Consider the following 21769-nt stretch of genomic DNA (forward strand, 5'->3'; position numbering starts at 1 on the left):
TGCCAATAGGTCAACTATTGATCCAGTACGACGCGCATAAGAATGCCGGATCCTATTTCAAATTCGCCGATGGCGCGAATGAAGCCGGGACGGCCGGGGTCATACACATTGACGTGGACTCTGTCGTGGAGGTCGTGAGGATGCTGAATTAACCAGGCACCGGGAGGGACCGGGCGGCCACATTGGACAGGCGGTGGCTGCTGCCCGGCCGGACGATCCGGATACCAAATACGGCATTCACCCGGTGGCGGGTAATGTCCTTTGGGAATATTCAGTTGCGTATAGCCATGTTCATGGAAATAAGAACCTCCGCCTTGCCGGGTTTGATGATATTCGCCGTAGCGCGGCTGATCGATGTTTATTGATCCGTGGGGGCCTTCGATGCCGATTGGGGCGCATGCGGTCAGGGCGGCAAAGGCAACCGGAACGGTTAGGCGGAGCATTTTCATGCTTAACTCCTCTAGATGTCGGCTTGATAACGTAACGTCTAAATGGATAAGGGTTTTAGGGGCAACAGCCGAACCGCCGAGTTTGCCGTTCATTAAAGCTGTGCCGCCTTCGGGAAGAGGATGTTGTTTTCCAGGTGCACATGCTTGTGCAGATCCTCTTCGAACTCCTGGAGTTTTTGGTAGGTGACCATGAAGGTATTACAGACATCCGCCGGTATCGCATAGTCTTTCGCCAGGTGCCGGATCCTGTGGATCGCATCGCCGACTTCTTCATGCTCTCGCTTTAGCTGCTCCAGGGATTCCTTGATCACCTTGCGATCTTCCCGTGCTGGCGTCTGTCCGGCTTTCCGGGCCGCTGCGGCCCGTTTGACGGCCGGAAAGAAGACCTCTTCCTCTTCCCGAAGATGGGCATCCATGTCGGTCGCGATCTTTTCAAAGAGGGCCGCGATCTCGATCACCTCGGGATGGTGGGCACCATGTACATCGGCGATCTTGCGGGTGTAGGCGGTGATTGTCGGATCATTTTCCTTGAGCCAGACATGGTGGGTATTGACGATGTAATCCGCCAGAAACGGCAATTCCCAGGCCGCGTAGTTCTCGCCCCGTTTGGCCGGTTCGTTTCTGACCGCCTCGATCTCACTCAATATCTGTCCGGAATCAAGCCCTTTTTCCTTGCATACCTTCGCCAACGTCCCTTGGCCGCCGCAACAGAAGTCGATGCCGTGCCGTTCGAAGACGGCGGCAGTCCGATAGTCCTCAGCGACGAATTCCCCGATGGTTTTATTCGCAATTTCAGGTGTTTGTGGTTTGCTCGTTTCAGGCATAAAGGACCTCGTTATTCGTCAATGTTGTCGATATGAGTGGAAAATGCTTAGGATTAATTTTAATGCTAGCAGTTTTTTGGAGTTCCGCAAAAATTTCAGTATCCATCCAAGATCCTGCTTTAGGGTGAAAAAGAGTTGCCCCCGTACAAAAACGAAGATTTAACATGATCCTAACGAAAGTCAGATACGATTCCGACACAAGCATCCGACAATCGACAAACCGCTAACAACTCGTCCGCGCGAGAAACGGGAGGTGGTTCATGTCGACCCTGGAGATGCTGATTCGTCATTTGCGCTTTATCCTTTTCATGGTTCTTTTGGCTTGGGTGATCGCCGTCGGTTCGATCCATTGGCTGACGAACGCCGGAGGAGAGGGCGCGCCGGCGGCTCATGGGATTACCGCTGAAAAATAAAAAATATGATTTTCCCGGTAGTTGGGTGCCGGAATGACGAGGAGATCGGATTGATGGACGTTCATGTTCAAGATCCCGCGGAAAAAGTTCAGCACCAGCGGGCGCTGGAGAATCTTTGCGAGGAATTTCCAGAAGTTCGTGAGAAACTTCCCGAGCTGTATGACAAGATTTACTCCGAGCTGGCTCCCGGAGCGACCATCCGCACCTTCATTTCCATCTTCATTTCCCGGGAACTGCGGGAAACCCTGCGGACCCGGCAGAATCTGAATTCCTGAGATTTTGACCCTTCGCTTCATCCTTCCCAGAGCCCACCTGTTCCTCATTTTTGTCCCCTGCTAAAAAAATCGGCCGCTCGGGCGAGCGGCCATTGCAACGGGAAGTTCAATCGACGGCTGTTTGTTGACCTTGTCCCTTTTTCTCACGTCTGCCCGCTTCGCCTGATGATGCCTGGCGGGGAAGGAAGCTGGCTGTCACCGAGGCTGAGAACCTTGATCGCTCGCGGGCAGGCTCAGGGTGAATTCGGCGCCACCTTCGGGACGGTTGGTGGCATGTAATTCTCCACCCAGGGCGCGGGCCAGGGTGCGGGCGGAATAGAGCCCGAGGCCGTGTCCCGCGCTGTGCCCCGATTGCTGGGTGCCGCGATAGAACTTTTCGAATATCCGCTCGATCTCTTCCGGGTGGATGCCCGGGCCGTCGTCGACCACGGTGATTCGTAATTCCTCCGCCGCGAAAATCAGTTCCACTTCGATATTTCCGCCCAATTTGCCGTATTTCACGGCATTTTCCAGCAGGCTCGAAAGAATCAGGCGCAAGGCCCCGGGATGGGTCGCGAAGGGCGTGGGCGTGCCGAGGGTGCGCAGGGCGAGCTGTTGCCCTTCCCGCGCGGCCAGGGGGCGATAGAGCCCGACCACGTCTTCCACCAGCCATAGGGGATTGACCGGCTCCGCGGGCAAGTCCTGCTGGTCCGATTCGACTCTGCGCAAGAGCAGGAACTCTTCGGCGAGACGGCTTAGATAGTCGGCGCCGCGCTGGATCGCCTGGGCATATTCCCGCGCCAGCTCCGGCGCGGGTTCCTTGTCGGCCAGACGGTTCGAATAGCCGGAAATGACCAGCAGCTGGTTGCGCAGTTCGTGAAAGAGCATCTGTCGCCATTGCTCTTCGTGATTGCCCGTCCGTTCCAGCCGTCCCAGGGCCGCTTCCGTTTCCCGCTGGGCGCGTCGGCGCCCGATCAGCCTTTCCGTTTGCAGCAGGACTTCCCGCACCGAATAGGGTTTGCTCAGATAGATGTCGGCCCCCGCCTCGACGCCTCGCACCCGGTCTTCCAGGGTGCCGAGGGCGGTGAGCATGATGATCGGGGTCGGCGCCGTCTCGGGATCGGGGTGGGAGCGGACCATGGCGCAGATCTCGCGGCCGTCCAGATCGGGGAGCATCAAATCAAGCAGGATCAGGTCGGGTCGGGCGGCGCCGATGCGCCGGCAGGCACTCAGGCCATCGCCGGCGATCTCGGTGCGATAGCCGTGGCGGCGCAGATTGTAGTCGAGCAGTTCGGCCAGTTCCGGTTCGTCTTCGACAATCAGAACCAAGGGGGCGCATTGCGGGGAGGCGGATACGGGGGCATGTTCGGCGGAACGGGGGATGGCGCGGTCTTTGACGATCTGCATGGACTCTCCCTGGGGGCAAGACTTGGCGGGCGTGAAGGTTGTCCGCTCGGGTGATTCAGAATGCCGGACGTTTGTTAGGAATGGATGAGTTTTTCTTGCGGAATGGATGTGAACCCGATTGGCGCCGGGCCGCCGCGAAGGCGAAGGTCTGACCGAAAACTAACAGCGCGCCAATGTCGCCAAAACCTTCGAAGTGGAATCTTTCCCCGACACAAATTAGCCCGGTTCCGGCGTGTGCTGGAACCATCGTCCCTCCCCATGCAAGGAGAAGAGCCAATGATCACAAAGAGGAAGAGCAAAATGAAGAAGTTTGCGCAAGCCGCCCTACTGGTGGCGCTGCTGCCGGGGCTGAGCTTCGGCGACAACGGTCTCAAGGGGATGGCGGTCCCGCCTCAGAAGGCGGCGGAGGCCAAGAACATCATCCTGTTCATCGGCGACGGCATGCAGCTCGAACACGAAATCGCCTACAGCCGCTACCTGACCGGCGACGACTTCGCCCTAGTTTGGGACAACTTCCCCTATCAGGGGTCAGTCACCACCTGGGACGTGACCACCTACAACAACTATGCGACCCTTGAGGGGCAGACCCCCTTCGACTACGACCAGTTAGACCCCGCCGTTGGCTACGACGCCCTGCGCGGCGGCTTCGATCGCTACCCTTTGGATGAAACGGTCTCCGACGATTACTTCCTGCGGCCGCGCTACGCCACCGATTCCGCCTCGGCCGGCACCGCCATGGCTACCGGTCTCAAGACCGACGACGGCAACGTCGCCTGGCTTTCCCGGGATCCCGCTGACGGTGCCCTGAAAACCATCGCCGAGCAGCTGCGGGAAGAACGGGGCGCCGCTATCGGCGTGGTCTCCACCGTCCCCTTCAACCATGCCACGCCGGCGGCCTTTGTCAGCCACAACGTCAGCCGCAACAACTACTATACCGGCCGTTCCGGCTACGCCGGGCTCGGCATCGCCGACGAAATCATCCAGGTCGTCAAGCCCGACGTGGTCATCGGCGGCGGCCATCTCGATTACGACGGCGGCTACCTCCCCCGCGCCCTCTATGACGAACTGAGCCAGAGCGACGAATTCGTCTTTGTCGATCGTCAGCCCGACGTGGACGGCGGCAAAGCTCTGCTGGCGGGAGCCCAGCAGGCGGCCAGGGGCGGCAAGAAACTCTTCGGCCTGTTCGGTGGCGCCGGCGGCAACTTCGAGCCGCCCGTGGTGCTCGATCAGCCGGGGTTCCCGACGGTGGAGCCGGCGACCCAAGAAAATCCCACCCTGGCGACGGCCACCGAAGCGGCGCTGACCGTTCTCGCCGAAAACCAAAAGGGCTTCTTCCTGATGGTCGAGCAGGGGGATATCGACTGGGCCAACCATGCCAATGACTATCGCTGGATGATGGGGACCATGCATGATCTGCACGAGGCGGTCAAAGCCGCCATCGCCTACGTCGACCAGCCCGGCGACCACATTGACTGGAGCAACACCCTGCTGATGGTGACCAGTGACCATGGCAACAGCTACATGCGCCTCAACCCCGAGCTGCCCATGACCAAGGGCGATCTCCCCGCGAGCGAAGAAATCATCGCCTGGAATCAGGCCCCCGCGCCCGGCGTCACCCCCATCGTCACCTATGCGACCGGCAGCCACACCAACGAGCTCGTCAGCCTCTACGTCAAAGGCGCTGCCGCCGACCTCTTCACCACCCGGGAAGGATCCTGGTATCCCGGCACCAACCTCCTCGACAACACCCAGATCCACGAGGTGATGCACGAATTCGCCTTCACCTGGGAATACGCCGGGTGGCGCCCCGGCATGCCCCGCGCCCCCTTCGTCAGCCCGGTTCGCGCCGCCCGCTGATCGCCGGCGTCCGCCCTTGAACGCAAAACGGCCCCCGCTTCTCACGGAGCAGGGGCCGAAATTTTTTCGGGGCGCGGGGCAGGGAGCGCAAAAAAAAAGCCGGTTACGGGGGAGGTGTCCCGTAACCGGCCAAGGGGGGTGGAACAAGAGGGAGGTATGAAGAGGGAGTCTTCATGGGTATCGCCGAGCCGCCTGCCACAACAGCCCGTCGATGGTTGAAGGATAGCGAAAGAGGCCGGCGGCCGCCACGTTGCAACCCGTAAAATTGGCGGCGGACAGAAGCATTACCCGGCTGTGCGAATGCACGGATGAATGATTCGGTTGCGCCGAGGGGAAGAGGATGCGGCTTCCTTCAGCCGTCCCCAGGAGAATCGGCTCGGAAATGCCGATTTTTCCGTTTTAGCTTTCCGGCAAGGGGGTAAACTCGGTTTCCCCGGGAATTGAAGGGAAGAGCCCTGCTTTCCATGCGGTTTTGGCTCTTTCGATAAGATCCTTGCGGGTGGCGACCAGGTTCCACCAGACGGTTCTTTTGCCCAAAGGTTTTCCGCCGATGACCACTAGGCGGCTGTCCTCGACGGCGGTCAGTTCGATGCCCGGATCCGGAGTAAAAGCGGCCATGCAATACTGGGGGATAGCGGTATTTCTTGTCTCGATAAGGCCGGAGACGACGTAAACCGCCCGCTCTTCCACCCCGTCGGGCAGGGCCAGCACCGCCCCTTTTTCAATCCGGGCTTCAAAATAAAGGGTCGGGGAGCAGGTCCTGACGGGGGAACTCACCCCGAACGCCTCGCCGAGCAAGATACGCAAGGCGATGCCGTCTCCGTCGATGGTTGGAAGCTGGTGGGCGTCATAGTGGGAAAATGACGGATTCGTTTCCTCAAGTTTTTCGGGAAGGGCGACCCACAACTGTAGGGCGTGGACAACCTGCCCCGACTCACGCAGGGCGGGTGGCGTCCGCTCCGAATGGACAATGCCGCGTCCAGCCGTCATCCAATTGATTTCCGCGGGCCGAATTGGCTGTACGTTGCCGAGGTTGTCCCGATGGAGAATTTCCCCCTCGAAGAGGTAGGTGACGGTGGCCAGGCCGATATGCGGGTGGGGACGGACATCGATTCCGGTGCCGGGCGGAAAATAGGTCGGACCAAGGTGGTCGAAAAAGACGAAAGGACCCAGGGATTTTAATGTATCGGCGGGCAGTAGTCGGCGAACGGCAACGCCGCCCAGATCTTTTTCCAGGGCGGGGATGATGGCGCGAATGGCCGAGCAAGGGCCGCCATTTCCGGTTTCGCGGTGGGGACCGTGATTAAATACGTCGCTCATAAAGGGCTCCTTACCGAAAATGGTTTTGAAAAATATATCATAATTTCAAGCAGATGAATTTTGATCCTGGTCGTTGTCAAGAAATGCCGAAAGTTCTCACCGTCTTGGTTTTTCCTCGACACGATTTTGAACATCAGGCTACTATTCAGTTGTAAAACAGGATTTTTCAAGCGGGGATTTCGTTGCGGGAAGCGACAAGGTGAAGATCATTGGGTGCACGATAGGCATTTTTAATGATTGGTTACATGCGCGCAAGACATCGAAGCGCGGTTGCCCATGACGGCGTTTTTTGCCGGAGCCGTTTAAAGCCGGGTAAAAGTTTTTTTTGATAGGGATGAGTCATGAAGGTCGGCTTTTGGGCTTCGATCCGAAAACATCTTGTGCTGATTGTGCTCATGGCGGTCTTGCCCGCGTTGGCCATCATTCTCTATTGCGGCTTGGATCAGCGGCAACAGGCGATAGAATCGGCTGAGCGCGAAATCACGCTGCTGGCGCGGAATATCCGCGAAGCCCATATGGGCCAGCTCGAAGCCGTGCGGCAGACGCTGGCCACCCTGGCGCAAGTCCCCGCCGTGCAAAACCTCGATCCCCAGGCCAGCAGCGATTTTTTTCGTTTGGTGGCCGCGCGGGTGCCGGGGATCTTTAATCTCACGGCCTCCACGGTCGATGGCGAGGTCTTCGCCTCGGGCAGGACTTTTGCCGCGACCTCCCTGGCGGACCGCAAGCATTTCCGCGAAGCCCTGTCACATGAGGATTTCGCCGCCGGGGAATATCTGCTGACCCGGATCGGCGGCGAAACTCCCACGTTTCCCTATGCCTATCCGGTGCTCGACCCGGCCGGAGTTCCCCGGGCGGTTTTGACCCTGACGCTGAAGCTGGAGCATCTGGCGCGATTGTACGAAACGGTTCCGCTGCCGGAAGGCTCCTTCATCGCCATTACCGATCATCGCGGAGTCCGGCTTTCCTATTATCCGGCGCGGGATGAAACCAACCCGGTCGGCCGGCCAATCGCCCCTGAGGCCTGGGCCCTTGCCGAGAAAAATCCCGAACAGGGCTTTGGCAGGGTCCGGGCTTCCGACGGACGAACCAGGCTGGTCGCCTACCAGGCGGTCCGACTCGCTCCCGGCGAGGCGCCCTATATGTACATGTGGGCCGGCGTTCCCGAAGACCACATCCTCGAAGGCGCCGATCGCATTCTCCTCCACAATCTGTTGCTCATGGCCGGTTCCATTGTGGCCGCGCTGGTCTTTTCCTGGTGGCTGGGCAAGAAGACCATTGTCGAGCCGGTACGCATGCTGGTGGCGGTCACTGAGGATTTCGCCCAGGGGGACTTTCAGGCGCGCGGCAACTTGCCCGATGCCGACGGCGAGTTGGGGATGCTCGCACGGTCCTTCGGCCGCATGGCGGAAAGCCTGGAAAAAAGCCGGGAATCCCTGCGGTCGTCGGAAGAACGCTATCGAACTTTGTTCGAATGCAGCGCCGACGGTCTGCTGATCGCCGATATGACGACCCGGCGCTTCAAATACGCCAATCCCATGATCTGTTCGATGCTTGGCTATACGGAAGAAGAATTGCTCGGCATGGGGGTTGAGGATATTCATCCACAAATGGCGTTGGCGGAGGCGATCTCGGAGTTTGAAAAAATCGTGGGGAAAAATCTTTTGCATTCCCGAAATGTTCCCTGCCGCCGCAAGGATGGGTCGATTTTCTTTGCCGACATCAATGCCACCATTCTCGATCTGGACGGAACCCCCTGTCGCCTGGGGATGTTCCGTGACGTCAGCGAGCGTAAGCTCGATGAAGAACGTCTTAGGCATCTGGCGATGCACGATGAGTTGACCGGCCTGGCCAATCGCACCCTGTTGCAGGATCGTCTGGAGAATGCCATTCATTACGCCCAGCGCTCCGACAGGTTTGTGGGGGTGTTGATGCTCGACCTCGACCGCTTCAAAGAGATCAATGACAGTTTCGGCCACGATTTCGGCGACAAGCTGCTGTGCGCGGTGGCGCAGCGGCTGGTGAATACCGTGCGCGAAGCGGATACGGTGGCGCGACTGGGCGGAGACGAATTCGTCATCCTGCTGGCGGAGCTGCCGGATGCGGAACGGGTGGCCAAGATCGCCGACAAGATCCTGCGCCACCTGGCCGAGCCCCTGTGGATCGATGGTCGCGATATCCAGCTGACGGCCAGCCTCGGCGGCAGCCTTTATCCCCGGGACGGCTTTGATGGCGAAACCCTGATCCGTTACGCCGACATGGCTATGTACCAGGCCAAAAAAAGCGGCCGGAACCGTTTCGCTCTCTACGACGCCGCCATGGGTTTGAACGGGGAGGCTGGGGAAGAAGGCTGAAATTTCAGCGTGTGGCATCGTTGTTTTATCAAAAAAAACAAAAGGGTCCGGACGTTTTCGTCCGGACCCTTTGTCATAAAAACTCGCTGGAACCTCTCAGGAATGGGGGCAGTCCAGCTCCCCGTCGGGGGAGGTCGGCGCGTGGTAGCGCAGGTGGATGACGGCGCCGGCCGGGGGAGTCAGGGGCAGGTGGGTGCGGAAGGGGAGTTCGAGCAGGCCCCGGCGTTTGGAGGAGAGCCCCGCGACCCGAATCTGTTCCTGGGCCAGCCGTGTGCCGTCGGGAGTGCAGATGACGAGATCCATATGTCCCGGCATGGGAAGCTCATGCAGGCGCTTGAGTCGGCCGCTGATCATCAAGCCCTCCCCTTGCCCGTAGGCCCGGGCCGTGCTGATCGAGACCGAGCCCCCGGGCAGGGCCAGGGTTGGATATTCCCGAACCGCGTCCGCCTTTGCCGACGAAAGGCCGCTTGGGGCGGTGCAGGCGGAAAGGGTCAAGGCGAGCAGGGGGATGAAGAGTTTCCGAAGTTTTTTCATTTGTCGATCTCCTGGGGTTGCGGTTCCGTCGTTTTTTGGCCGAAGGCCAGATAGAGGGCCGGCAGGACGAAGAGGGTGAGCAGGGTCGAGGTCAGCACGCCGCCGATGACGACCGTGGCCAGGGGGCGCTGGACTTCGGCGCCGACCCCGACGGAGAGGGCCATGGGCAGAAAGCCGGCGGCGTCGGTGATGGCCGTGGCCAAGACCGGCAAGAGGCGCTGGCGCCCGGCTTCGATGACCGCGTCAACCAGACCGAGGCCTTCGCCGAGGGCGTTACGGATGGCGGCGACCAGCACCTGGCCGTTGAGGACGGCGATCCCCGACAGGGCGATGAAGCCGACCGCCGCACTCACCGAGAAGGGAATCCCGCGCAGCCACAGGGCCGCCACCCCGCCGATGGCGGCAAAGGGGATGCCGGTGTAGATAATGAGCACGTCGCGCAAGCGCTTGAGGCTGAAGTAGAGCAAGAAGAAGATCAGCGCCAAAGTCAGCGGCACCACCAGCATCAGCCGCTGCTGCGAGCGCTCCAGGTTCTCGAACTGCCCCCCCCATTCGATGAGGTAGCCTTCCGGCAAGGGGAGGTCGGCGGCGAGGCGCTCTTTCGCCTCGGCGACGAAAGAGGCGATGTCCCGGTCGCGGACGTTGGCCTGAACCTTGATCAGGCGTTTGCCCCATTCGCGGTTGATGGTCGAAGGGCTCTCCCCCACGCTTATCTCGGCCATGCTCCCCAGGGGGAGCACGGCGCCGTCGCGCGTGGGGATGAGGGTGTCGCGCAGGGTCGCCACGTCGGTCCGCTGGGCGTCGGGGAGGCGTACCACCAGCGGGAAGGAGCGCTCCCCTTCGAAAATCTCCCCGACTTTGGGGGAGCCGACCGCCGCCACCACATCAAGCACGTCCCTGGCCGGAACGCCGAAACGCGCCAGCCGTTCCTGATCGACCTGAATGCGCAGGGTCGGTTGGCCGGTGATCTGCTCCGTCGAGACGTCGGCCGCCCCGGGAATCGCCAGCAGCAGGTGTTCGACCCGATCCCCCAACTCCACCAGCTTAGCGAAATCCTCGCCGTAGATCTTGATGCCGACATCGGCGCGAATCCCCGAGAGCATTTCGTTGACCCGCAGTTCGATGGGCTGGGTCAGCACCGTGCGGATACCGGGGAGACCGTGCATGGATTCTTCCACCAGGGCGGAAAGTTCCATCTGGCTTTTCGCTTGCCGCCACTGGTCGCGGGGATGGAGGGCCATGAAGATGTCGGTGAGTTCCGTCCCCATCGGGTCGGTGGCGACCTCGGCGCTGCCGATGCGGCTCCAGACGTACTTGATCTCGTCGGGAAAGCGCTCCAGCAGCAGTTTTTCCAGGCGGCTGTTGTAGGCCACCGACTCGTCGATGGAGACCCCGGCCAGACGCACCACGCTCGCCACCAGCGAACCCTCGCTCATGCGCGGCAGAAATTCGCCGCCAAGTCGGAAGCTGAGGCCGACGGTGCCGGCCAGCAGCACCGCCACCAGGGCGAGCAACATCAGGCGGTGGCGCAGCGCCGGCTGCAACAGACGCAGGTAGAGGTTTTTCAGGGCGCGATTGAGGGGCGACTCCTGGGTCTTGGCGGTTTTCGGCAGAAAGCGCCAGGAGAGGATCGGGTTGAGGAAGATCGCCACCAGCAGGGCGCCGACCATGGCGAAGATGAAGGTCCAGGCCATCGGCTTGAACATCTTCCCCTCGACCCCCTGCAGGGTGAGGACGGGGATGAAGACAAGGATGATGATGCCCATGCCGAAGACGATGGGGCGCACCACCTCCTTGCTCGACGCGGCGATGGAGGCCAGGCGTTCGGCGCCGGTCAGGGGTCGCCCCAGTTCCAGGTGGCGTTGGGTGAGGCGGCGCAGGTTGGCCTCGGTCATGACCACCGAACCGTCGACGAGGATGCCGAAGTCGATCGCCCCGAGGGAGAGGAGGCTGGCGGCGATCGCCATTTCGTGCATGCCGAGGACGGCGAAGAGGACCGCCATGGGGATGGCGGCGGCGACGATCAGCCCGGCCCGCAGGTTGCCGAGAAGCAGGAAGAGGACGGCGATGACCAGCAGCGCCCCGGCGATGAGGTTGTGTTTGACCGTATCGATGACCTGTTCGATCAATTCGGTGCGATCGTAGACCGGCTCGAGGATGACGTCCGCCGGCAGCGCTGGGCGCACCGCCTCCAGACGCTCCTTGAGGGCGGTGGTCACCACTCGGCTGTTTTCCCCCATGAGCATGAAGCCGAGGCCCATCACCACCTCGCCCTGGCCCTGGGCGGAGACGGCGCCGCGCCGCAGTTCGTGGCCGATGCGCACCTCGGCGACATCGCCAATGCGTACCGGCGTCCCCTGGTAGGCGGCGATGACGATATTGCCGATTTCTCCCGGGGTCGAGACCCGGCCGAGGCCGTGGACGAGCAGGGTCTGACCGCCGAAGGTGACCTGACCGCCGCCGACGTTGGCGTTGTTTTCCCGCAGGGCGGTGAAGATGTCGTCAAAGGTCAGGCCGTACTTGATCAGGGACTCGGGGGCGACGATGACGTGGTACTGCCGCTCCAGCCCTCCCCAGGAGTTGACCTCGGCGACCCCGGCGGCCTTGCGCAGCTCGGGCTTGACCACCCAGTCGTGCAGTACCCGCAGCTCGTCGAGGGTGCGGTTGGGGTCATCGGAACGCAGCACGTAGTGGAAGACCTCGCCGAGGCCGGTGGAGATCGGTCCCAACTCCGGCCGGGCGATCCCCTCGGGGAGTTCGACGCTCGCCAGCCGCTCCATGATCAGCTGGCGCGAATCGTAGATCGGCATGGCGTCGGAAAAGGTCGCCACCACCTGGGAGAGGCCGAATTTGGAGATGGAGCGCACGCTCTCCAGCCCCGGCAGGCCGGAGACGGCCAGTTCCACCGGCAAGGTCAGCTGTTTTTCGATCTCCTCGGGGCCGAGGTTGGGGGCGATGGTGTTGATCTGCACCTGCACCGGGGTGGTGTCGGGAAAGGCGTCGATGGGTAGCCGGGAGAGCGCCCAGCCCCCCGTCGCCAGGGCCACGGCGAAGAGCAGCACCGTGAGCAGGCGGTTGTTCAGGGATAGGTCGATCAGACGTTCAAGCATCGAAAATATCTCCTAATGGTCCGCACAAGAAGCGCCAAGCCGCGACTTGAGCAGCTCCGACTTGAGGGCAAAGCCCTGGCCGCTCACTACCTTCTCATGGGCGGCAAGTCCCGAAGCGATGGCGACCCGGCCGTTTTCGGCCCGTCCGGCTTCGACCCGGCGCAGCTCAAAAAGATCCGGTTCCAAGGCGACAAAGAGGTAGCTCGCGCCGTCGATGACCTGCAGGGCGTCGGCCGGTACGGTCAGGGCGGTGTCGGCAGCACCGTCGGTGAAACGGGCGTCGCCGAAGAGGCCGCTTTTCAGCAGGCCGTCGGCGTTGTCGATTTCCGCCAGGGCCTTGAGCATGCGGGTTTTTTCGTCGAGGGCCGGATCGACCCAGAAGATCTGTGCGGGAAAGCTCCGCCCGGGCAGGCCGGAGAAGCTGACGGCGAGGGTCTTGCCGGGAGTCAGATCGAGCAGCAGCTGTTCCGGGGCGGAAAGTTCCAGCCACAGGCTGCGCAGATCGGCGACGGTGAAGAGGGGTGTGCCGGGGGCGACCGTTTCGCCGACGACGGCGCCGCGCTCCACCACCGTGCCGGCGAAGGGGGCGCGCACCGGCAGGGTCGCGCCGCCGCTGCCGAGGCCGTAATCGGCCAGCTGCCGGCGGGCCTGGGCGACGGCGCTGCGCGCCTGCTCCCGCTCCGCCTCGGCCTGTTGCAATTCCTGGCGGGAGCTGATCCCCCGGGCGAAGAGGTCCGCTTCCCGCTCGACGGTGCTGTCGGCCAGCGCCGCGCGGCTTTCGGCGGTCTGTAAGGCGGCGCGCAGTCCGGCGATTTCCGGGGCGGCGATTTCCGCCAGGGATTGCCCGGCCTTGACCTGTTGCCCCAGTTCGCCGGAGACGCTCTTCACCACCCCGGCCAGGGGCGCCGAGAGGCGGGCGAGACGGTCGCGGTTGAAGAGTACCCGGCCGTGCAGGGGGGCGCCGGCTTCGTTGATCGCCGTCGGTCGTTCGCTGCGGAGGCCGATGCGTTCGGCGGCATCGGCGGTCGCCAGGCGCACCTTCAGCCCCTGCCCCGGGCGCAGGCCCTCCAGCAGTTGCGGCTGACAAAGGGCGTCCTCGGCTTCAGGAATACCGTGTTCCGGGCAGTCGCCTTCCGGAACTTCGGAGCTTTTGGCATGGTCGTGTCCGGCATGGTCATCGGCCTCGGTATGTTCGTCGGCCTCTTCTTTTTCGCCATGCTCGGCGGCAAGGGCTTTGAAGCCCGCGGTCCTGGGTCCGTGGTCGTGGCCGGCACAGGCATCTTCCGTGCCCTGTTCCTCCTCGTGACGATCATGGCTTGCGGCCGTGGTTTCCGCTTTGGCGCCGCCGTCGGCGGGATAGAAGGCGAAACCCAAAAAGAGGAGGCCGAGGATCAGGAACGGCAGGATGAAGCGGCTGAATTTATGGGTAATCATGACGGATCGTTCTCCTTGGCGGTCGCGGCGGCGAGGGGACGGCCGAGCAGCCGTTCGATTTCGATGCGTGCCTGTCGGTCGTCGATCAGGGCGGCGAGACGGCGCTGGCGCAGGTCGATGAGGGTCCGTTGGGCGTCGAGGACGTCGAAGAGGGGGAATTTGCCTGCCCGATAGCCGTATTCGGCGGCGGCGAAGGCGGCTTCGGCGGTCGGCAAGAGCTGGTCGTCGAGAATCGCCGCGCGCTTTCGGGCGTTCTCGAGCTGTTGCCAGGCTCGGGCCAGTGCGGCCCGCGCGGCTTGCAAGCTGCTTTCCGCTTCGGCCTGGGCCTGATTGCGGCGGTGTCCGGCGGCGGCGATCTTCCCCTGGTTGCGGTCGAAGAGGGGCAGGGGCAGGGAGAAACCGGCGATCAGGGCGCCGTCGTTGTCCTCATTGAAATAGCGCCCGCCGAGACTGAGGTCGAGATCGGGTGTGCCCAGGGCTTGCTCCAGGGCCAGTTCCCGCCGCCGCTCCTCGATCAGCAGCTGTTTCTGCCGCTGCCCGGGACTCTCGGTCAACTCGGCTGCTAGATCCTCCAGGAGGGGTGGAGCGGGCAGGGGGGAAAGTTCGCCGGCAACGACGCAGGCGTCTGCATCCACTCCCAGCAGCCCGGCGAGTTCCAGCCGCGCGGCAGCCAGTTCCCCTTCTTCCCGGCTGATTTCCAGTTCCAGTTCGATGACCGCCAGGCGCGCTCGGTGGATTTCCGTGGCCGGCGCCTGTCCGGCCGCGACCCGGTCTTCCACGGCAGCCAGGGAGCGGCGGGCGAGATCGACCTGGCTTTGGGTCAAAAGCAGCCGTTTTTGCGCGGCCAGGACCGCGAGAAAACGGTCGGCGGTGCGCGCCGTCAGATCCGATCGGGCGATCTCTTGCTCGGCTCGACTTCGTTCCAGGGCGATTTCGGCGCTTTGTCGACGGCGTTCGCGCTTACCCCCCAGTTCGATCGGTTGGGTCAGCAGCAGGGTCGTTTCGATCCCGTCGGCGCCGGAAAATTCGCCGCTGCCGGCGAAGTTCTCCAGTTCCAGATCGAGGGTTGGATTGGGGCGCAGGGCCGCTTGCCCCAGCTCCGCTTCGCGGGCGAGGATCTCCTCTTGCGCGGCGCTCAGTTCGGGATGGCGGGCCTCGGCCAGGGCCAGGGCCAGGGCGCGGTCAAGGGTCAGAGGGGCGCCGGCGGTCGCGGCGGAAAAATCTTCGGCCAAGGCCGGACTGTACAGGGCGAAGGCGAGAATCGCCCCGAGGCAGGTGCGCAGGGTGCGTGACATGAATACAACTCCGGTGGCAGGAAATGACGACGACTCCGCGCAGGGCGGAGCCACGGCTTCCACAGGGTTCCGGAGTTTGGGCTAGGTCAGCAGGACGACGGTTTTGAGAGCCGCGAGGGCGGTGGTCTGAGGCGGAGGCTGGGTCAGCTCCGGGGGGTGAAGGGGTTGCGGCGCGCGCTCGGCCAGGTTCCGCAGGGTCGGCGGAAGGACCAGAGGCAGGGGCGTGCAGTCGGGGGGGAGGAGCTTGAGGTCGCGGACATTTTTGGCCTGCCCGGCGAGCAGGGAGACATCCCGGCAGTCTTTCTCCAGGGGGGCGGCATGCCAGCCCGGCTCGGGCAAAGAGGGCTGGTCCTCGGGGGCATCGCAGGAAACCTGACAGTTCCCGGCCGGATTCACTTCCACATGGCTGTGCCCCGCTTCGTCGACGCACCAGACGAAGGCGCGCGCCAGGCCATTGCCGCAGAGCAGGTAGCCCAGCAGAATGATGGCGGCGAGACAGCGATGGAAGGGAATGCGGATCAAATCCTGTTCCTCATGAAAAGACTAAACTTATTTATAGCGGAAAAGTCGCGCTACGGTCAAGGACTACCGCGCCGGGGAATCTACATTACAGTGCCCGGGGGTCAAAGCCGAGGCGCAGTGCCCCCCAGTGTTTGCCGCCCACGAAGATCGGCATAGAGAGGTCGCAGAGAATTTCGCCGGTGTCGCGCAGGTAGGTCTGCAACAGTACTTCCCGGGTGTTGCGGGCGGCGCGGCTACCGGTGGGATCGTTGAAGATCCGTTTGTCGCGGCTGCCGGTGAGATCCCGCGCCAGATCGCCGGTCAGCGGCTGGGAGAAGCGGCTGTTGTGGGTCGGAGCGTAACCGTTCCCGTCGACGCAGAGAGCGAAGGCGGCGCCTTCGATATCCCCCAGCAGCCGGTCGTAGAGGGGCTGAAATTCCTTTTCCACGACGGCATCGTAAGCGGTTTTATATTTGGCGGGGGTGATGTTGGGGAGCTGCTGGTACTGGCGATCGAAAATGTTGACTCCCGTGCTCTGATGCTGGGCGAGGCGCTGCTCGAAGTCATTGGAGAAGCTCCGGACCTTGTCGATGATGAATTCGAGCTTGCCGGATCCAACCCGGAATCCCGAAACCATTTCTTGCATCTGTTCGGTAATGGTTTTCAGGTGTTGGGAAGAGTCCTTCGCTTCGTTCATGAAATGGGCCACTTCATTGCTGGTGTCGTGGATATTGGCGACCTTGGCGTGAACTTCCTCGTTGCTGGCGGAGAGCTCCTCGATGGCGGCGGTGATCCCCTGCAAGCGATTGTCGTTCTCTTCGAAATGCCCGATCAAGTCGGCGAAGCTCTGGCGAGAATTGCTTACCGCCTGGCTGGTTTCCTGGGTGACGGCGACGATTTCCTGGGTTTCCCTGAGGCTGGCTTGAATATTGTCGAGGATGGCGCGGACCTTGGTTTCGATATCCTCGCTGGCGTTGTTGACCTGTTCGGCCAGGGTTTTGACCTCGTCGGCCACCACCGCGAACCCCTTGCCGGCTTGTCCGGCTCGGGCTGCCTCGATGGCGGCGTTCAGTGAGAGAAGCGAGGTTTGGAAAGAGATGCCGCGAATCAGAGACACGATCTGCTGAATGCTTTTCGACTCGGTATCGAGAGCCTGGATGTTGTTGGCGTAGTGGGCGATTTTTTGCCCCATGGTTTCGAGGTTGGTGTTGGCCGCGTAAAGATCTTGGTAGGATTTGCGGGCCATATCGACGCTGTTCGAGGTCGAGGCGCAGACCCCCTGAGTATTGTCGGAAATGTTGAGATGGGCCGCTTTCGATTCTTCACTGCTGATGAAGATTTCCTGGGCCAGGGTGTTCTGTTCCCGGGCATGTACGGCGGCGTCATCGATCTTTTTGGCCAGCCCCACCGAGCTGATGGCGATGCTCACCCCCATCTGGCGGATCGACAGGATCACCTTGCGCAGCTTGACCAGAAAGAGGTTGCAGTTGTCCACCAGTTCCCGATATTCGTCATGGGAGTCGATGCGCAGGTCCTCCGACAGGTCGCCGTCCTTGCCTCCCATGCGGCCGAAAAGGTCGCGCAGGCGGCGCACCGGCAGGACGACCAGGTGGCGCAGAAAGCAGAAGGTAAAGATGAAAGCGGCCAGGGTCAGGGTAAAAATCCAGACGCTGTGCCGCAGGGTTTGCCCTAAAAGCTCGTTGATATGGCCAAGGGTTTCTGGGGGAAGTTCCAGGGTCTTCAGGGTCTGGCGCAGATGGACAAGGTCGAGCCAAAGCAGTAGCAGGGCCAGCGCCGGGAGCAGCAGCAGGAAGAGCAGATTGCCCACCAACTTGCGCGTAAGGGTCTGGAAAAAGGAGCGTTCCAGGGTCGTATAGAGTTCTTTGAATAGTGGCATGTTGTCCTCACGGCGTGAAGGATTAAAATTCAAGGTCTGCTTGATCTTAGCCTAAGACCTCAAAAAAAATCAAATACCGTTTTATTTATTCTTTTGCAGGGACGGGTGCTCCACCAGAAATTCCCAGTATTTCATCGGCATGAAGCGTTTCTGCAGGCGGGGGTTGGCTCGTTCGGGGATGGCGATGTGGTCGAAGAAGGCGCGCCAGAGCTCTTGCCACTCGTCTTCCTCGGCGCTGAAGGTCGGCGCCGTCTCCAGGGTCAGGGCGCCGATGGCCCAATGGCGGCCGTCGTAGAGGGCGCCGAGGTCGCGGCGGACATCGTGGATCAGCCAGCGGCGGTCGCCGAGGCGGATGGCGAAATGGGCGGCGAGCTTAGCGAGGATGTCGGCGTCGGGGCGGAAGGGGGCGTAGAGCAGGCCGTCTTCGGTCTCGCGGAAGCGCAGCAGTCCCTTGAAACGGTGGGCCTCGTGGCGGGTGCGGTGGGCGGCGCGATGGACGGCGGCGACATTCGGATCGGTGAGATGGCGGTCGAGTTCCCGGCGTACCCGCCAGCCGAGCTTGAGGTAGCGGTAGAGGTCCATTTCGATGCCGCCCTGGCCGGAAAGGAAGGCGTCGCGCAGGTTGGCGGCGGTTTCCGCACCGAGATGCAGGCGAATGGCGGCAGTCAGGCGGGCGGCGAGTTCCGGCTCGGTATTCGATTCGAAGAACGCGGCGAAGAGATCCGCCTGCTCGGGCTCGCGGCAGAGGATGGCGTCGGGGGTTTCGCGGCGGGCGAAGATGCGCTGGAGGACCGTCAGCAATCCGGCGTAACTGCCGTCATAACGAAAGATCATCAGAGTTCGCCGCTGATCGCCGAGAAGAGGTCGAGCTGCACCGCCTGGGGCTGGGCCGGCTCCGGCGGAGCGAGCAGGCGCTGTTTCAGATCGAGGGACTGGACATCCGTTTCCCCCAGATATCGGCCCTTGGCGGTGACGAAATAGCGGGCGCGTTTGAGGACGACGCCGAGCTTTTTCAGGCCGTCGAAATCGAGGGGGCCGACCCGCCGCGCCCGGACGATGCGCTGAGCCGAGCGCACGCCGATCCCCGGCACCCGCAGCAACGTCGAGTAATCGGCCCGGTTCACCTCCACCGGAAAGAACTCCCGGTGGCGCAGGGCCCAGCAGGCCTTGGGGTCGAGTTGCAGGTCGAAGTGGGATTGTTCCTCGTCAAGGAGTTCGGCGGCGGTGAAGCCGTAGAAACGCAGCAGCCAGTCGGCCTGATAAAGGCGATGCTCGCGCAAGAGCGGCGGCTCGACCAAGGCCGGCAGGCGGTTGTCGCTGCTCACCGGGACAAAGGCCGAATAGTAGACACGCTTGAGTTCCATCCGTTGATAGAGGGATTCGGCCAGGCGCAGCACCTGGAAATCGCTCTCGGGGCTGGCGCCGACGATGAGCTGGGTACTCTGCCCGGCGGGGGCGAAGAGCGGCGCCTTGCGGCTCTTTTTGCGCTCGGCGCGGGACTCGCCGATCAGTTCGCGCATTTGTCCCATCGGGGCGAGGATGGCGTCGCGCCCCTTCTCCGGCGCCAGCTGCTTCAGGCTCGCTTCGCTGGGGAGTTCGATGTTGACGCTGAGGCGGTCGGCGTAGCGCCCGGCCGCTTCGACCAGCCGGGGATCGGCGCCGGGAACGACCTTGAGGTGGATGTAGCCGCCGAAGCGGTGCTCCTCCCGCAACAGCCGCACCGTTTCCAGCATCCGCGCCATGGTCTCGTCGGGACTGCGCCAGACGCCGCTGCTGAGAAAGAGACCCTCGATGTAGTTGCGCTTGTAGAAGTTGATGGTCAGATCGGCGACCTCGGCGGCACTGAGGGTGGCGCGGGCCAGGTCGTTGCTGCGGCGGTTGACGCAGTAGACGCAGTCGTAGATGCAGGCGTTGGAGAGGAGGATTTTCAGCAGGGAAATACAGCGGCCGTCCGCCGACCAGCTGTGACAACAGCCCGCCGGCAGGGCATGGCCGAGAGCGCCGGAATGCCGACGGTCGCTGCCGCTCGACGAACAGGAGGCGTCGTAGCGGGCGCTCTCGGCGAGGATGGTGATTTTCTGTTGCAGGGTCAGGTCGGGCATCGGGGGTTACCTCGGGCAGGGGGCTTTACCCCATGTTAGCCCAGGGGTGTGACGGAATACGTCGAATCGTTTGATGATTTTAAAAGAAGTACCGGCGGGAATTGTCTGTGATCTCAACTTTTGGCACCCCATCCCAGGTGCGCCCGTCGAGCAGACGACCATTGCTCTTTTTTGCCCGTTTTTCCCCGTCCGGTCCCCATCCCCCCCACTGCTTGAAGAAGAAGGCCACCTTTTGGGATGCGCATTGGTGACGGATGTTCGACGCCCACTCAGGTTGCATTGGGCGAGCCGATGGTCCTGATTCCCCGCCAACGATGACCCAGTGGATGCCGGACAGGTCGACTTCCCCCAGATCTTCAAGCAGCGGCTCCATCGACAAAAAACGAATGCGAGCCTTGACCGTGCGTAGCAGATCGATACGGGGGAGTCCGTGGGCGCGGTTTTCTACCGTCACTCCAAGCCAGGCGTTGTCTGGTGGGCGGCGGGTGCGCATAAAGTCGGCCATGCGCTCGGCGCGTTTGGTAAGAATTTGAAAGGTGTGCTGCGGGGCTTGCTCGATCACCCGAAATATCTTGTCGATATAGGTGTCGGGGATTTCTTCGTGAAAGAGGTCGCTCATCGAATTGACGAAGTAAACAGTCGACCGCTTGCGTTTCAGCGGTTCGTCAAGGCGTTCGGGGAGGAGGGTGAGGGCAAAGCCGTTTTCATACCCCGTTACGCCCATTGCTTGGAGCCGCCGTGCCATTACTTCGGCGTAGCAGTGAGCGCAACCGGGGGAAAGCTTCGTGCATCCCGTGGCAGGATTCCAGGTCTGTTCGGTCCATTCGATTTTTGTCTTCGTGCTCATTGCTCTATTCTTCTCAGGCGTTCGCCCGTGTTGCGGTTCTCATCAAAATGGACAAATCTGGAGCGTCGTTTCCGGTCCATATCCAGATTTTCGACCTTACCTTCGGAAAGGAGTTCGCCAAAAGCTTCCTGTAGATCACTTTCGAACCAGCCAGTCTCCTCAAGGATGTCGGCAAGTTCTACTATACCAAAGCGTTGCGGCTCTGCGCCAAGCTTTTTAATCCAGTAGGATTTGACAATTTCCAAGTCAACCCTGCCGTCTTTTTCAGGCACCAACTCTTCCACTGCAAAAAGGCTCTGTTGTTTCGTTTTTTCCTCCGCCCGTTCCTGTTTGGTGCGGGCTCTGACCCGTCGTTGAACAAAATCAAGTTTTTCTGAGGCCGCCATGAACACTTCAATTCCCTTTGGGCTACGTGTCAGGTAGACCAGTTCATATTTGGTGCGGTCTCGCGTCCGATCAAGGATCGGGATCATGGCAGATCGTGGGTTACTACCATTGGCCGGCATGTGCTTCTTGAGGTATGTGCGATAAAGGGTCAGCAGGTGATTTTCGCGTTCGTCAGGGGACATCCCTTTGGTATTCGGCACCTCTCCGAAGATGGCAGCCATAACCTCTTCAAATTCTTTCTGCGTGTGAGTGCGCAGAATGAAGTCATACATGAAGTTGATAAGGAATTCTGACTTCGGCCTTTGAAGCAGAGGCTTAAGCGTCGGTATCTCAACAACATTTTTCCAACCCTTGGGGTCGATAAAGAAAAATGCAAAATCGTCGGAGCCGCACCACTCAAGTACCTTTGTGCGCAGTTCGAAAAAATCACCGAAGAAAGACTCTGCCGCGATACCTGATGGGGAGTTCTCTAGTAAATAGCTTTTCAACTTGGCATGGGCTCGTTTACGTTTTTCGATGTACAAAGCGCGGAATTGGATATTTTTCCCCAGGCGGAGCAGTGCTTCGCGGCATTCCGACATGATTTTCATCGAAATGCCGATGGACGTGTCCATCAAGTCATCGCGGGTTTCTTCCCAGGGGCCTGCAAAGCAATCGACATAACAGATGGTTTTCTGAAATTGCCCAACTATCATGAAAAGTCGCATGAGGTAGGCTTCCAGAAGTTTGTGTTTTATATACGCTTGCTCTCGACCTTTGTAATCCTTTAGATCCTCCATTTTGCCTC

At 61.3% G+C, this 21769-nt stretch carries 18 protein-coding genes; 4 read left to right on the top strand and 14 right to left on the bottom strand.

The genetic code is table 11. The annotated features are described in order from the left end of the window. Positions 1 to 14: 14 nt before the first annotated feature. A complete protein-coding gene (locus BQ4888_RS17435; protein WP_140396682.1) occupies positions 15 to 449 on the bottom strand; it encodes a hypothetical protein in 435 nt (144 codons plus the stop codon). Between the two features lie 92 nt (positions 450 to 541). Beyond that, positions 542 to 1273 (bottom strand): iron-sulfur cluster repair di-iron protein, encoded by a 732-nt coding sequence (gene ric / locus BQ4888_RS15160; protein WP_092058156.1) that lies wholly within the window; start codon positions 1271 to 1273, stop codon positions 542 to 544. A gap of 260 nt (positions 1274 to 1533) precedes the next feature. On the opposite strand from ric, the gene BQ4888_RS17625 reads away from it, so the two are divergent. After that, entirely contained in the window at positions 1534 to 1686 is a 153-nt protein-coding gene (locus BQ4888_RS17625) for a hypothetical protein (RefSeq protein ID WP_170232901.1), read from the top strand. Between the two features lie 53 nt (positions 1687 to 1739). Further along, positions 1740 to 1961, top strand: a complete 222-nt coding sequence (locus tag BQ4888_RS15165; RefSeq protein ID WP_092058158.1) for a three-helix bundle dimerization domain-containing protein — start codon at positions 1740 to 1742, stop codon at positions 1959 to 1961. A 195-nt stretch (positions 1962 to 2156) separates the two neighbouring features. Here the strand turns inward: BQ4888_RS15165 and BQ4888_RS15170 are convergent, their stop codons facing one another. Then, a complete protein-coding gene (locus BQ4888_RS15170) occupies positions 2157 to 3347 on the bottom strand; it encodes a hybrid sensor histidine kinase/response regulator (RefSeq protein WP_092058161.1) in 1191 nt (396 codons plus the stop codon). A gap of 300 nt (positions 3348 to 3647) precedes the next feature. On the opposite strand from BQ4888_RS15170, the gene BQ4888_RS15175 reads away from it, so the two are divergent. Then, the gene (locus BQ4888_RS15175) at positions 3648 to 5204 is read left to right on the top strand and encodes an alkaline phosphatase (protein ID WP_170232902.1); all 1557 of its coding nucleotides are present in this window, start codon (positions 3648 to 3650) and stop codon (positions 5202 to 5204) included. A 399-nt stretch (positions 5205 to 5603) separates the two neighbouring features. Here the strand turns inward: BQ4888_RS15175 and BQ4888_RS15180 are convergent, their stop codons facing one another. Then, positions 5604 to 6524: a pirin family protein gene (locus tag BQ4888_RS15180; RefSeq protein WP_092058165.1), complete on the bottom strand. Its 921-nt coding sequence runs from the start codon at positions 6522 to 6524 to the stop codon at positions 5604 to 5606. Positions 6525 to 6865: 341 nt separating this feature from the next. Between BQ4888_RS15180 and BQ4888_RS15185 the strand changes: the two genes are divergently transcribed. Next, the gene (locus BQ4888_RS15185) at positions 6866 to 8875 is read left to right on the top strand and encodes a diguanylate cyclase domain-containing protein (protein WP_092058167.1); all 2010 of its coding nucleotides are present in this window, start codon (positions 6866 to 6868) and stop codon (positions 8873 to 8875) included. 96 nt (positions 8876 to 8971) lie between these two features. On the opposite strand, the gene BQ4888_RS15190 is transcribed toward BQ4888_RS15185, so the two are convergent. From BQ4888_RS15190 to tcmP, 10 genes are all read right to left on the bottom strand, one after another. Beyond that, positions 8972 to 9409: a hypothetical protein gene (locus BQ4888_RS15190; RefSeq protein WP_092058169.1), complete on the bottom strand. Its 438-nt coding sequence runs from the start codon at positions 9407 to 9409 to the stop codon at positions 8972 to 8974. Then, on the bottom strand, positions 9406 to 12519 hold the full coding sequence (locus tag BQ4888_RS15195) for an efflux RND transporter permease subunit (RefSeq protein ID WP_092058171.1): 3114 nt from the start codon (positions 12517 to 12519) through the stop codon (positions 9406 to 9408). Before BQ4888_RS15195 ends, BQ4888_RS15190 begins: the two co-directional genes overlap by 4 nt. 12 nt (positions 12520 to 12531) lie before the next feature. Next, positions 12532 to 13953, bottom strand: a complete 1422-nt coding sequence (locus BQ4888_RS15200) for an efflux RND transporter periplasmic adaptor subunit (RefSeq protein ID WP_092058173.1) — start codon at positions 13951 to 13953, stop codon at positions 12532 to 12534. After that, the gene (locus BQ4888_RS15205) at positions 13950 to 15248 is read right to left on the bottom strand and encodes a TolC family protein (RefSeq protein ID WP_092058175.1); all 1299 of its coding nucleotides are present in this window, start codon (positions 15246 to 15248) and stop codon (positions 13950 to 13952) included. Before BQ4888_RS15205 ends, BQ4888_RS15200 begins: the two co-directional genes overlap by 4 nt. 81 nt (positions 15249 to 15329) lie before the next feature. Beyond that, positions 15330 to 15770 carry a hypothetical protein gene (locus BQ4888_RS15210; RefSeq protein ID WP_092058177.1) on the bottom strand — a complete coding sequence of 147 codons (441 nt, stop codon included), beginning with the start codon at positions 15768 to 15770 and terminating at the stop codon, positions 15330 to 15332. A gap of 85 nt (positions 15771 to 15855) precedes the next feature. Next, entirely contained in the window at positions 15856 to 17646 is a 1791-nt protein-coding gene (locus BQ4888_RS15215) for a methyl-accepting chemotaxis protein (protein WP_092058178.1), read from the bottom strand. 81 nt (positions 17647 to 17727) lie between these two features. Next, positions 17728 to 18480 carry a TIGR03915 family putative DNA repair protein gene (locus BQ4888_RS15220; protein ID WP_092058180.1) on the bottom strand — a complete coding sequence of 251 codons (753 nt, stop codon included), beginning with the start codon at positions 18478 to 18480 and terminating at the stop codon, positions 17728 to 17730. Then, entirely contained in the window at positions 18480 to 19748 is a 1269-nt protein-coding gene (locus BQ4888_RS15225; RefSeq protein WP_092058182.1) for a putative DNA modification/repair radical SAM protein, read from the bottom strand. The genes BQ4888_RS15220 and BQ4888_RS15225 overlap by 1 nt, the downstream gene beginning before the upstream one ends. Before the next feature lie 79 nt (positions 19749 to 19827). Then, positions 19828 to 20595 carry a DUF5131 family protein gene (locus BQ4888_RS15230; protein ID WP_092058184.1) on the bottom strand — a complete coding sequence of 256 codons (768 nt, stop codon included), beginning with the start codon at positions 20593 to 20595 and terminating at the stop codon, positions 19828 to 19830. Further along, on the bottom strand, positions 20592 to 21761 hold the full coding sequence (gene tcmP, locus BQ4888_RS15235) for a three-Cys-motif partner protein TcmP (RefSeq protein ID WP_092058186.1): 1170 nt from the start codon (positions 21759 to 21761) through the stop codon (positions 20592 to 20594). Before tcmP ends, BQ4888_RS15230 begins: the two co-directional genes overlap by 4 nt. Positions 21762 to 21769: the final 8 nt, after the last annotated feature.

It is taken from the genome of Desulfuromonas acetexigens (assembly GCF_900111775.1).
In the GTDB taxonomy this organism is placed as follows: domain Bacteria; phylum Desulfobacterota; class Desulfuromonadia; order Desulfuromonadales; family Trichloromonadaceae; genus Trichloromonas; species Trichloromonas acetexigens.